Raw genomic sequence first — 12,869 nt, 5'->3', positions numbered from 1 at the left:
AAATGAGAGTTTCGAAGAATAATAACCGATTGAAACGGTTATTATTTTATTGAAAAATTTCTCAGTCTGCGTGTTATGATTTTATCAACATTATAAGTCATTATTTCATTTTTATCTATTTCAGTAGTCAGTATTTATTCTATAAGTGTTCAAGCTAACAAAGTTTGGATCGTATTCTTTCGTTTCATCTTGATAGTCTGATTACAGCTGTCACTTTTACATCTGAGGGATGTTTGAAAGGGAAACTTAAATTTGGTGATATTCGTTATTCAGATTCAACATCTGGATGCTATTGAGAGGTTTTGCCTGTATCATCTAATTTACATGGAAGATTGGTATCACGATCATTAGGAACTAAAGAATTTTTTTTACCGAGCGTTGTTAATGCCCCTTTTAATAGTCAATTTTTTCTCTCCTATCAAATAAAGGTGTAGATGAGGAAAACCTGAAAGTTATTGAAAGTGCTGTTATTTTTGATAATCAGAATCATGTTGCTCGTTTTCGCCTTGTTGGAAATATTGATGAAGTGTATGCACAGGTAAATAATTTGTAACAGACTTTGCAAATTCTTCTGTGGAGTTTTGGTATAGGTAGTGTTCTGATTAATTTGATTTTTATTTTTTAGTTTTCAGCTATTGAGACGAATTCAACAAACATTGAATGATATTCGCATAGAAAAACTGATTATATAAGTACAGATTTATTGAGTAAGGGTATGTTGTTGGCGCAAGAAATGAATGCTCTTATTGATAATAATCAGCGTATTATTGAATGATTTCGAACTCAGGTTGGTAATCTTGCTCATTCATTAAAGGCACCTTTATCAGTTATCATTAATGAAGTCGATAAACATGGCAGAGGAACCAGCCTTCTTATTGCGCGAGCAAGCTAAAATAATGCATACCCAAATTGATCATTATTTGCAGCGTGTCCGGATTGCAGCGCAGCATGATAGTATTGTTTCTCACACGGCTGTTCCGGAAACATTTAATTGTTTGGTTAAGGTCATGAAGAAGCTTAATCCTGGTAAACATATTCAATTTACTATGGATGTTAATGATATTATTTTTTTCTGGTGAAAAGGAAAATTTAGAGGAAATTGTAGGTAATGTGATTGAGAATGCTGTTCAGTAGTTTCGCACTAAAATCTTAATCTGTTGTTCTTGAGAAGAAAGTTTTGAAGAAACAGCATTCTTTAGTATGATTATTAAAGATGATGGTCTGAGTTTGACAGAAGAGCAAATTGATAAAGCTTTTAAAAGAGATCAACGGTTTGATGGAAGTAAGCCAGGAACAGGATTAGGATTAGCGATTGTTTCAGGCATGGTCAGTGAATATGGCGGAAGCTTTTCTTTGCCACGTTCTGAGCTGGGTAGATTATATACAAAAATTGTATTACCAAGATGATAAATGTATTTTCTTTTTCTTGGTGCATATATCAAAGACGACATCTATAATAACAAAGCAATATTTTGTATACAGCTTACGATAGCAAGTAAAAATATCTTCGTGCCTTAATAGTTTTCTTTGTATGTAATGGAGAATATAAATGAAAATTTTGTTTTTATGGTTTTATAGATATCAGAAAAATTGATGATGAGTTTTATGGTGTCATAATGCAGAAAGTTTTTTTATTATTGGTTGGTATGCTGATTGTCAGTTTGTTAGGATGTAGCCATACATTGAAATTAGAGACAAGGGATCTCAATGTAGAAGTAGAAGAAGTTAATTCCGATAAGATTAATGGCATGGGGACAGGTCTCCTTGGATCTTCTTTTATGCTATTATCTTTGGGCGATCGTTATAAAGTTTTGCAAGCAGAATATAATGCACTAGAATATGCTAGTGCTGGAAAAAAAGTGCGTTGGATATCTACAAAAAGAGGCATTTTTGGTGAAGTAAGTGCAGGACAATTTTATCAAGTTGGTTCACAAAATTGTCGTCAGTATAGTCATTCTTTTACACTTAATGGTATATCTGAAATAGTTTACGGTAGCGCGTGTCGCAATCCTGATGGAAGCTGGATTCCTCTTATATAAGTGCTACAATTAATATAAGAATATGAAAGAAATTGGTTGTAGTTTTTTGATTTCTATATTGGTGTTAAAGTGATATGCTATTATCAATCTTAGCTGCATTTTTTTTTACTTTTTTTACAATTATTTTTTTTCTGCTTTTTTATTATAGAATAAAGCAAGAGAAAATGTCTTTTTTCAGTATTGATCAAATCCAACACTGTGAGAGTAAAACTGATTTTAAACGTTGCACTTTTGACGAAGAAAGTATACGAAAATTTTATAAGCATCCAAAAAGTTTTTGTGCACTTATAGTGCTGAGTCTTTTATTCATTTTTTTTGTAACATGGGGTGTTTATAGTCTGACGGGTAATCCAAGAGTCAAAAGTTATTTTTTTAGTGAATTGATGGAGAGAGAGCCCAATACGTTAAATGAGTATGAAAGACTTATCCGTTTAGAAGTACTTTTTTTTCGTATGCCTCATGATGGAAAGATAGCAGATGCATTGGCAGTAGGGTATCTTGAAGCAGGCCGTTTTCAGGATGCTGTGAATACCTATTTATATGCACTTCATTTAAATGGAGAAACAGCTCCAAGACTGTTGGGATATGGTTTAGCGTTAGTTAATTATGAAGGAGGAATGATTACGCAAGAAGCACAGGATGTTTTTCAAAAGGCTGTTAATTTAGCGCCAAAAGATTTTTATCCTCATTTACTTTTAGCGAGCGCTTTTCATCAAGCAGGCCGATCTTCTCAGGCGGTTCAGCTTTTGCAAAATTTCCTTAATAAAACGCCTAAGAATATTAAAGGAAGATCGCGTATTGAAGAAATGATTATTCAGTTGCGTAGTGTTTCTGATGAGCAAGATGTAGACTAGTTTATAATTGCATAATTAGGTGAATTTATTCAGAGATAGAAAAATACGTATAATAAGTTTTACTTATATCAAAGGATATACAAAGCTATTTTAGTAAAAGGTAGGGCATGTATACAACATACATTGATGAAAATATTTTCATGAGTAGGCCATGAACAATCGACCTTTAAAGGATTTTTATTCACTTGAGCTTGTTTTGCAGAAGCGAAAAAAAAATAGACTACTTATGATTTTGTCATGTCTTTTTATTATGGCAATTGCTACGGGTTTTATATTGTATACGATTCGTAATACAGTGAATTTTTTTCGCACGCCATCTGACATTACAAGAGAAGATATTTTAACGGGTCGTGCCTTACGTTTAGGTGGTTTTGTTGAAAAAGGAACTGTTGAATACAGTGGTAATATGCAGGTTACCTTTTTTGTAACTGATAGTCTAAAACGTGAAAAGGTTGTTTTTACTGGTATATTACCAGATCTTTTTCGTGAAGGACAAGGCGTTATTGTGGAAGGATATTTTAATAAACAAAGACTTTTTATAGGTACGCGTATTTTGGCAAAACATGATGAGACTTATATGTCTAGAGAAATGGCTGATCGCGTAAATAAGTGTCAGAATATGAAGAGGCAATTCGATTGTGCTCGTTGAATTGGGTCATCTTTTTTTAGCTGCAGCATTGGCAGTTAGCTTGTTGCAGGCATTTTTACCAACTTTTGGTGCTTTGCAAGAAAAGCCTTTATTGGTGCAATCAGCAGTGCCGCTAACGTATATCATTTTTATATTATTGCTCTTATCTTTCTTGATTATTGTTTATTCTTATATTGTATCTGATTTTTCTGTTCTTAATGTTGTTGAGAATTCTCATTCAGAAAAGCCAATTCTTTATAAAATCGTTGGTGTGTGGGGTAACCATGAAGGATCAATGTTATTATGGGTTTTGCTTTTAGCGTTTTTTAGTACATTGATTGCATTATTTTCTCGACAATTACCAGAACAGTTTAAAGCATTAGTTTTAGGTTGCCAAAGTTGGATCATAAGTGCTTTTCTTTTGTTTATTCTCTTTATATCTAATCCATTTATACGTGTTCATCCACCATTATTGCAGGGAAATGATCTTAATCCTGTGTTACAGGATATTTCTTTAGCAATCCATCCTCCACTTCTTTATTTAGGCTATGTTGGTTTTTCGGTTTGTTTTTCTTTTTCAATAGCTGCATTGATTACAGGATATCTTAACAAGATTTGGGCCCATTGGATACGACCATGGGTTTTGCTTGCGTGGATTTTTTTGACAGTTGGCATTACGGTCGGGTCTTATTGGGCCTATTATGAATTAGGCTGGGGTGGTTATTGGTTTTGGGATCCAGTTGAAAATGTTTCATTGATGCCTTGGCTTTCGGGAACTGCACTTTTACATTCGGTGATTGTTTTTGAAAAAAGAAACTTATTGAGAAGCTGGACCTTATTTTTAGCTATTCTTACGTTTTCTCTTTCTCTTATGGGAACTTTTCTTGTTCGTTCGGGTATTTTAATGTCTGTGCATAGTTTTGCTGTTGATCCAACACGTGGGAAGGCAATTCTTGCTATTTTGTTTTTTTTCACAGGAGGTGCGCTTCTTCTTTTTGCTATACGGATGCCTATTTTGAAAACAGGGGGATTTTTTTATCCAGTTTCGCGTGAAGGTTTTATTATTTTAAATAATTTGCTTCTCATAACAGCAACAGCAACAGTTTTAATTGGTACACTCTACCCTTATTTTTTTGAGACATTAACGGGGCAAAAAATTTCTGTAGGCGCTCTTTTTTTTAATTTTACATTTGGACCTTTAATGATGGTACTCTTGCTATTTGTTCCATTTGGCCCGATGATAGCTTGGAAACATGGCGATTTTTTTGCAGTTTTCGAACGATTATGGTTTGTATTTGCATTAGCTTGTGTAGCGTGTTTTATAACATTTTATGTAGATTCTTTATGTGATATTTTTGCCGCTTTAGGCGTTGGACTTGCGGTTTTTGTTTTTTTGGGTGGTTTAGCTGATCTTTGGAGTAAGAGTGGCTATCATAAGGTGCCTTTTTTATTACGAGTTAAGAGATTTTTGGGATTACCGTTGTCTGTTTTTGGTGCTGCGTTGGCGCATATGGGATTAGGAGTTACATTATTTGGCATTATCTGTGTTGCAACTTTTGGGCAAGAACGTATTTTAATTATGCAAATAGGGGAAACAGTTACGATAGCTGGTAAGACTATTCGTTTTGATGAAGTTCATAATATTGCAGGTTCAAATTATTCGGCAATACAATTTGATTTTAAAATATATGATAACAAAAATGTGATAAGTGATGTGATAGCCTCGAAACGTTTTTATTCAAGCCAAAATAGATCAACAACGGAAGTTGGTATCAAAAGTCATGGCTTTTCTCAATTTTATATTGCTCCTGGTCATATAAATGATCAAGGGCTTGTTGTGCATATATGGTGGAAACCTTATGTTATATGTATTTGGCTTGGTGCATTCATGATGGCAGTAGGAGGAGGATTATCTCTTTTAAATTATTGGATGCGTGTAGGTCGGTTGCAATCGATTATAAAGGGATCAAGATGAGGAAGCTTTTCTTTTGGACTTTTACATTCTTTGTTCTTATTTTTTCTATGCAATTAGTGAGAGCGGTAGAGCCAGATGAGATTTTAATGGATCCAGTACTCGAAGCCCGCGCTCGTGATATTTCATCATATTTGCGTTGTCCAGTTTGTCAAAATCAAACAATTGATGATTCAAATACTTCATTGGCACGTGACTTACGTCTTTTAGTTCGTGAACGCTTGAAAGCAGGCGATAATAATCAGCAGGTTATTCATTTTCTTGTTGAGCGGTATGGTGAGTTTATTTTACTAACACCGCCATTTAATAAAACGACATGGTTTTTATGGTTATCACCTTTGATCATAATTATTATTGGTGTAAGTTTCATCTTATTTCGAATAAAATGGACAAGCAGAAAGACATTCATCTCTTTTGATGTTAATTAATGGAAGCGGTTTGTAATATTGTTGCAATTTAATATGAATAAAAGAAAAGCAAGGAATTTAAACGGATAGTTTAGATTTATTATCATCTGAATTTATTTATCATTGACTTTACAAAACTTTAATAATTTAGACAGAAAACGGTAATATTTACTGTTTTATTGTTAATTACAATATGATTAAAATATTACTGAGTAGGAGCATAAAAAATGGTCAAATCAAATTTTCGTATGATGTTAACAGCAGTAAGTTGTTCTGTGTTTTTAGCAAGTACGATGTTTTTTAATGGATCAAACTTTTGGGTGACAACTACCCATGCAAATCCTGTATTTGTTCCTTCAGTACAACAACAAGGGTTTGCAGATGTTGTATCTAAAGTAAAGGCAGCTGTTGTTTCCGTGCAAGTGAAGAGTAATGCCAAAAAAGAAGAACGGTTCTTTAGTAATTTTTTTAGTAATCCAGGGATTGATCAGTTGCCAGATCAACATCCTTTGAAAAGATTTTTTAAAGATTTTTATAATCATGCTCTTCCTAATAATAAGCCTTTGAATCGTTCGCGTAAATTTCGTCCTGTAGCCTTTGGATCTGGTTTTTTTATCTCCCCTGATGGTTATATTGTTACTAACCATCATGTAATTGTAGATGGAACGAGCTATTCTGTCATTCTTGATGACGGTACAGAATTTGAGGCAAAACTTATTGGCGCAGATCCCCGAACTGATCTTGCCGTATTAAAAGTAAATGATAAACGGAAGTTTCCATATGTTGGTTTTGCAGATGACTCGACAATTCATGTGGGGGATTGGGTTGTTGCTGTCGGAAATCCATTTGGCCTTGGTGGAACTGTAACAGCAGGTATTGTTTCTGCACGTGGACGTGATATTGGTGCTGGTGTTTATGACGATTTTATTCAGATTGATGCTGCTGTTAATCGTGGTAATTCTGGTGGTCCAACTTTTAATCTTAATGGACAAGTTGTTGGAATTAATACAGCAATTTTTTCTCCTTCTGGCGGGAATGTTGGGATTGCTTTTGCGATTCCTTCAGCAACAGCGAAACAGGTTGTAAAACAACTTATGGAAAAAGGTTCCGTTCAGCGAGGTTGGATCGGTGTTCAAATTCAACCTGTCACAAAAGAAATTTCTGATTCAATTGGTCTAAAAGAAGCTAAAGGTGCTTTAATTACTGATCCGCTCAAAGGGCCAGCAGCAAAGGCCGGTGTTAAAACAGGTGATGTAATTATTGCGGTTAATGGCGAAAAAATTAATGATGCACGTGATCTAGCAAAGCGTATTGCAAACACTAAACCCGGAGAAACTGTTACTTTAGGAATTTGGAGATCAGGTAAAGAGGAAAGTGTCAAGGTTAAGCTTGATTCGATGCCAACAGATGAGGGACAACGAGAGAGAGCAAAATATTCAAATGAGCACGGTAATTCAGATGAAACATTAGAAGATTATGGTTTGATTGTAGCTCCTTCTGATGATGGTGTGGGATTGGTTGTAACTGATGTGGATTCGGATACAGATGCAGCTGATAGGGGTGTACGTCCTGGTGATGTTATCGTAACGGTTAATAATAGACCTGCCAAAAAAGCATCTGATATTACTGATGCAATCAAAGATGCAAAAAAATTAGGGCGAAATGCGATATTATTGCAAGTGCGAACAAATGATCAGAATCGTTTTATTGCTCTTCCAATTTTAAAAAAATAACATTTATGAGAAGTGAAACAGAAATTTATTGAGATTTCTGTTTCATTAATCATTTAATAAAATAATGGAGATGCGTTTTATGAAGATACTCATTATCGAAGATGATCGTGAGACAGGGCGTTATCTCGAAAAAGCATTTTTGGAAGCAGGACATGCAGCTGACATTGCTTATGATGGAGATACTGGTTATGCTTTGGCAGAGACGGTAAATTACGATGTGATGGTTATTGATCGCATGCTTCCATATCGTGACGGTCTTTCTATTGTTACTGAGTTGCGTGCAAAAGGCAACGAAACACCAGTTCTTATTCTTTCTGCTTTAGGTCAGGTTGATGATCGTGTAACCGGTTTGCGTGCGGGTGGAGATGATTATCTGACAAAACCTTATGCTTTTTCTGAGCTTCTTGCCCGTGTTGAAGTTTTACAACGGCGAAAAAATCCGAAAGAAGCAGAAACTGTTTATTGTGTTGGCGATCTCGAACTTGACCGGTTAGCACATATAGTGAAACGTCGTGACAAGAATATTATGTTGCAACCGCGTGAATTTCGCTTACTGGAATATTTAATGCGATACTCTGGACAGGTTGTCACTCGTACGATGCTTTTGGAAAATGTTTGGGATTACCATTTTGATCCGCAAACAAATGTTATTGATGTTCATATATCTCGTTTAAGAGCAAAAATTGAAAAAGATTTTGATGTTCCACTTTTACATACAGTTCGTGGGGCAGGATATATGCTAAAGGCACCAGAAAAAAAAATATGAACCGTTTAATCAACATGATGCGCACGACTACGTTGAGGCTTTCTGCGCTCTATATTTTGCTTTTTGGATTAGTTGCAGCGGGACTTTCTCTTTATATGACGGCATTCGCTATTTCATTACTGATAGATCAGACGGAGCAAGCTTTACGTGAAGAATTAAGGAATATCGAGAGTACTTATAATTATGGTGGGCTCCCTTTATTAATGCGTACTATTAATTATCGTTCACGACAACCAGGGGCTTTTCTTTATCTTGTCACTGATCCAATGGGCCGTGTTTTAGCAGGGAATGTTGCCCATATTGAACCTGGGCTTCTTCAGTATAAGGGCTCTCTTTCTCATTCTTTTTTGTATTCACGCTTTGGAGAAAATGGCCAAATAAATGGACAAAATAAACATCGTGCTTTAGCGGTCATTATTGATTTACCCAATACTATGAAGCTTCTTGTTGGGCGAGATTTGGATGAACCGGAACGTTTTGTGACAGTTATTCGTAAAGCCGTTATGATTGCTCTTGCAGCAATGGTTGGAGGTGCTTTGTTAATATGGTTTTTTATTGGTAGGCGGGCATTACAAAGGATTGATCGTGTAACAGATGCATCAAGGCGTTTGATGAATGGTGATTTTAGTGGGCGCTTACCTGTTTCTGGGGCGGGTGATGAGTTTGATCGATTGTCAGTTAATCTTAATGTTATGTTAGATCGCATTGAAGAATTAAATACCGGTTTGCGTCAGGTATCAGATAATATTGCCCATGACCTTAAGACACCACTAACCCGTCTCCGAAATCGTGCTGAAGAAGCCCTTTTAGGAAAAAAAACAGAGCTTGAATATCGGCAGGTTCTGGATGATGTTATTGCTGAATCGGATTATCTTATTCGTACTTTTAGTGCTATTTTAATGATTTCGCGTATTGAAGCCGGTAGTTCAATTGAGAATCTTGAAATAATGAATATAAAATTGATTCTTGAAGATGCAGTTGAATTTTATGAACCTTTTGCCGAAGAAGCTGGTATTTTACTTCGATTGGGACATACTTTTGATAAAGAGCTCAAGCTGAATCGTGAGCTTATTACACAATCAATTTTTAATCTTATTGATAACGCAATCAAATATGCATCTATAGGTGAAAAGAAGGCAGAGGTTTCTTTGTCAATGGAGTATGATGGCAGACGTTTACTTGTTGTAGTTAGTGATAATGGTCCAGGAATTGCAGAAGATAAGCGTGAAAAAGTGATAGAACGGTTTGTTCGTCTTGAAGAAAGTCGCACACAACCTGGTTTTGGTATTGGTTTAAGTATAGCAAAAGCTGTTATGAAACTTCATGGAGGCGAATTGTTGCTTGAAAATGCAAATCCAGGATTGAGAGCTGTTTTATTGTTTCCTTAATATTATTATTGCTTGGTTATTTTATAGGTATTGCCTTGTTCTAATTTTGTGATCCAATAAAATAGGATGAAAATTAAAATGCTTTCTTGATGGAATGCAGATGAAAACAGCTTTTTTAAAAACACAGCTTTTTCCTTTACGCCCTCTTGATGAGAGTGGTTTACAGTGGTTGAAAGATATTGAAGAACAAGCAAGGAAAGAGAATTTAGAATCATTGGTTTCCTATATTGTAGGTGGAGGAGAGCAAGTTGACTTCATCTGTGCAGTCATGACCTTGTCTCCTTTTTTGCGTGGAGTTTTGATAGCAAATCCCTCTTATCTTAGTCCTTTATTGACTGTAGATATAGAAACAAGGCTAAGTCAAATTATAGCAGATATTGCTTCTGCTGATAGAGCTGAAATGCTTCATGAAACTTCATTAATGGCAGCTTTAAGGTGCAAAAAAAGAGAAGCACATACTCTTATTGCTTTAGCTGATTTAGCTCGTGTTTTTACTTATAAGGTTTCTTGTGTATGGCTAACACGTCTTGGTGAAGCAGCATTAGGTGCGGCTTTACGTTTTCTTTTGAGAGAAGCACATGATTGCGGAAAAATAAGTTTAGCTAACCGTGATACACCAGAGAAAGATTGTGGTTTAATTGTTTTAGGTATGGGAAAGTTTGGTGCTGAAGAACTTAATTATTCTTCTGATATTGATCTGATTATTTTAATTGATGAAATGTCCCCTCATGTGGGAGATCTCTATGAAAGTATTGATATATTTTCAAAAATGGTGCGTCGATTAATCCATATCATTCAAGAACGTACTGCTGAAGGGTATGTTTTTCGGCTCGATTTGCGACTCCGACCGGATACAGGCTCAACACCTTTAGCATTACCTATTAGGGCTGCTCTGCGTTATTATGAAGGACGTGGTCAAAATTGGGAACGTGCAGCTATGATTAAAGCACGTCCAGTAGCAGGTGATATTGATGCAGGTTTTAATTTTCTTAAAGAACTTTCTCCTTATGTATGGCGAAAATATCTAGACTATGCAGCTATTGCTGATATTCATTCTATTAAACGCCAAATCCATACCTATAAAAATTATGGGCAAATTGCTGCTTATGGTCATAATATTAAGTTGGGACGAGGGGGTATTCGTGAGATTGAGTTTTTTGTGCAAACACAACAGTTAATTGCTGGAGGACGCTTACCTCAATTACGAGGACGTGAAACAGTTGAGATGTTAGCAGAGCTTTGCAAGCTTGGTTGGATCGGAGAGGAAATTAAAGATAGTCTTATAAAAAGCTATGCTTTTTTACGTAATGTTGAACACCGTATTCAAATGCTTGCAGATGAACAAACGCATATTTTACCAGAAGAAGTTTCTCGATTTACGAGCGTTGCATATTTGATGGGATATCAAAATAGTCGCTGTTTTATTCATGATTTGCTAGAAACACTTTTGATAGTTGAAAAGCATTATGCTGCACTGTTTGAGCATGAGCAAGAACTTGGCTTAGAAATTGGTAACTTGGTTTTTACAGGTGAGGAAGATGATCCTGAAACACTTATTACATTAAGTCGTTTAGGCTTTGAAAGAGCAAGTGATATTTGTCGTATTATGCGGACGTTGCATTGTGGGCGTTATAAGGCGACTCAATCTGCTGAAGCGCGTGAAAGATTAACAGAGCTTACACCAGCACTTTTAAAGGCTTTTGGCGCTACCAAAAGAGCAGATGAGGCAATGTTGTGTTTTGATAGTTTTTTGCAAGGTTTGCCTTCGGGAATACAGCTTTTTAGTTTATTGCAGTCGAATCCACCCCTTTTAGATATGTTGGTTTGTATTATGGGTGCTGCACCGCGTCTTGCTGAGATTATTACACGTACACCACACGTTTTTGATGGGATGCTGGATCCAGCAATTTTTTCAGAATTACCAACAAAAAATTATTTAGAAAATCGTTTAAAATATTTTCTTGAAGGTGTCACTACTTATGAAGAAATTCTTGATCATCTAAGGATTTTTGCTGGTGAACAGCGTTTTTTGATTGGTATTCGGCTTTTGAATGGTACAATTAAGGGAGATAGAGCAGGCCTTGCTTTTACTGCGCTTGCTGATCTCATGATTGCAAAAACACTTATTGCTGTTCAGGAAGAATTTTTTCGTCACCATGGCCATATTAAAGGGGGACGTATTGGCATATTGGGTATGGGTAAGCTAGGAAGCTGTGAATTAACTGCAGGATCGGATGTCGATCTTATTTTATTGTATGAACATGACGAAGATATAGAAATGTCTGATGGAGAAAAGCCACTCTATGTCTCTCAATATTATACGCGTTTAACACAACGTTTTGTTTCTGCTTTATCTACTTCTACAAATCAAGGAATTCTTTATACTGTTGATTTAAGACTGAGACCATTGGGTAATAAAGGGCCTATTGCTGTTCCTTTTCAGGTTTTTAGAAAATATCAGCGCCAGGAAGCCTGGATATGGGAACATCTTGCTTTAACCCGTGCGAGGGGCATAGCTGGAGATCCCGATTTTTTGCGCAAATTAGAAGATGAAGTAAGCGCAATTATTGCACTTCCTTGTGATAAAAAGAGGGTTGCAAAAGAAGTGAGTGAAATGCGTGCTTTAATTGAAATAGAAAAACCACCGGCGAATCGATGGGATTTAAAAACTATACCTGGTGGTATTATGGATCTTGAATTTATTGCTCAGTTTGCTCTTATAACTCATGTTATTGATTTTCAAATTGGAGCGACTACAGCTGATATTCTTTCTCGTTTGCCAACGGATTTTCTAAGTCAATCATTGATTTCTGATTTACATTACGCTTATTGTCTTTATACAAATTTGAGTCAAATTATACGTCTTTGTTTAAATGATTCTCTTAATCCTGATGATATGCCATCTGGGTTGAGTGATCTTTTGTTGAGTAGTATAGGTGAGCCTGATTTGCCACGTGTTGAAAAATTAATTGAAGAAATAGGACAATCAGTACGTACAATTTTTACACAAGTCATGGGAAGTTAGATATAATGCTCTTATGTACCCACACATTGACTTTTTAGTATAAAAAATCAATGTATG

Annotated in this window: 9 protein-coding genes and 1 pseudogene; all 10 read left to right on the top strand. The window is 35.7% G+C overall.

The window, feature by feature from the left end; translation table 11 throughout:
- Positions 1 to 2: 2 nt before the first annotated feature.
- The 10 genes and pseudogenes from ACJTDF_RS04870 to ACJTDF_RS04825 all read left to right on the top strand — a co-directional run bounded on the left by ACJTDF_RS04870 (position 3) and on the right by ACJTDF_RS04825 (position 12,812).
- Positions 3 to 1,407: pseudogene (locus tag ACJTDF_RS04870) on the top strand (ATP-binding protein).
- A gap of 209 nt (positions 1,408 to 1,616) precedes the next feature.
- Positions 1,617 to 2,039: a hypothetical protein gene (locus tag ACJTDF_RS04865; protein ID WP_078680541.1), complete on the top strand. Its 423-nt coding sequence runs from the start codon at positions 1,617 to 1,619 to the stop codon at positions 2,037 to 2,039.
- 74 nt (positions 2,040 to 2,113) lie between these two features.
- Positions 2,114 to 2,893 carry a tetratricopeptide repeat protein gene (locus ACJTDF_RS04860; RefSeq protein WP_407965203.1) on the top strand — a complete coding sequence of 260 codons (780 nt, stop codon included), beginning with the start codon at positions 2,114 to 2,116 and terminating at the stop codon, positions 2,891 to 2,893.
- Between the two features lie 151 nt (positions 2,894 to 3,044).
- Positions 3,045 to 3,542, top strand: a complete 498-nt coding sequence (gene ccmE / locus ACJTDF_RS04855; RefSeq protein WP_407965202.1) for a cytochrome c maturation protein CcmE — start codon at positions 3,045 to 3,047, stop codon at positions 3,540 to 3,542.
- Positions 3,532 to 5,496 carry a heme lyase CcmF/NrfE family subunit gene (locus tag ACJTDF_RS04850; RefSeq protein ID WP_407965201.1) on the top strand — a complete coding sequence of 655 codons (1,965 nt, stop codon included), beginning with the start codon at positions 3,532 to 3,534 and terminating at the stop codon, positions 5,494 to 5,496. The genes ccmE and ACJTDF_RS04850 overlap by 11 nt, the downstream gene beginning before the upstream one ends.
- A complete protein-coding gene (locus tag ACJTDF_RS04845) occupies positions 5,493 to 5,921 on the top strand; it encodes a cytochrome c-type biogenesis protein CcmH (protein ID WP_407965200.1) in 429 nt (142 codons plus the stop codon). Before ACJTDF_RS04850 ends, ACJTDF_RS04845 begins: the two co-directional genes overlap by 4 nt.
- Before the next feature lie 206 nt (positions 5,922 to 6,127).
- The gene (locus ACJTDF_RS04840; protein WP_407965199.1) at positions 6,128 to 7,633 is read left to right on the top strand and encodes a Do family serine endopeptidase; all 1,506 of its coding nucleotides are present in this window, start codon (positions 6,128 to 6,130) and stop codon (positions 7,631 to 7,633) included.
- Positions 7,634 to 7,712: 79 nt separating this feature from the next.
- Positions 7,713 to 8,399: a response regulator transcription factor gene (locus ACJTDF_RS04835; RefSeq protein ID WP_078680535.1), complete on the top strand. Its 687-nt coding sequence runs from the start codon at positions 7,713 to 7,715 to the stop codon at positions 8,397 to 8,399.
- A complete protein-coding gene (locus ACJTDF_RS04830; protein WP_407965198.1) occupies positions 8,396 to 9,787 on the top strand; it encodes an ATP-binding protein in 1,392 nt (463 codons plus the stop codon). Before ACJTDF_RS04835 ends, ACJTDF_RS04830 begins: the two co-directional genes overlap by 4 nt.
- 100 nt (positions 9,788 to 9,887) lie before the next feature.
- A complete protein-coding gene (locus tag ACJTDF_RS04825) occupies positions 9,888 to 12,812 on the top strand; it encodes a bifunctional [glutamine synthetase] adenylyltransferase/[glutamine synthetase]-adenylyl-L-tyrosine phosphorylase (protein WP_407965197.1) in 2,925 nt (974 codons plus the stop codon).
- Positions 12,813 to 12,869 lie beyond the last annotated feature (57 nt).

Origin of the sequence: Bartonella bennetti, assembly GCF_045945445.1 — a bacterium.
Taxonomy (GTDB): domain Bacteria; phylum Pseudomonadota; class Alphaproteobacteria; order Rhizobiales; family Rhizobiaceae; genus Bartonella.
This window is presented reverse-complemented; position numbering and strand designations above follow the sequence as displayed.

Bases quoted from the DNA above. Each gene is read 5' to 3' on its own strand.
- ACJTDF_RS04865 (WP_078680541.1), top strand. From the start codon at position 1,617: ATGCAGAAAGTTTTTTTATTATTGGTTGGTATGCTGATTGTCAGTTTG.
- ACJTDF_RS04860 (WP_407965203.1), top strand. From the start codon at position 2,114: ATGCTATTATCAATCTTAGCTGCATTTTTTTTTACTTTTTTTACAATT.
- ccmE (WP_407965202.1), top strand. From the start codon at position 3,045: ATGAACAATCGACCTTTAAAGGATTTTTATTCACTTGAGCTTGTTTTG.
- ACJTDF_RS04845 (WP_407965200.1), top strand. From the start codon at position 5,493: ATGAGGAAGCTTTTCTTTTGGACTTTTACATTCTTTGTTCTTATTTTT.
- ACJTDF_RS04840 (WP_407965199.1), top strand. From the start codon at position 6,128: ATGGTCAAATCAAATTTTCGTATGATGTTAACAGCAGTAAGTTGTTCT.
- ACJTDF_RS04835 (WP_078680535.1), top strand. From the start codon at position 7,713: ATGAAGATACTCATTATCGAAGATGATCGTGAGACAGGGCGTTATCTC.
- ACJTDF_RS04830 (WP_407965198.1), top strand. From the start codon at position 8,396: ATGAACCGTTTAATCAACATGATGCGCACGACTACGTTGAGGCTTTCT.
- ACJTDF_RS04825 (WP_407965197.1), top strand. From the start codon at position 9,888: ATGAAAACAGCTTTTTTAAAAACACAGCTTTTTCCTTTACGCCCTCTT.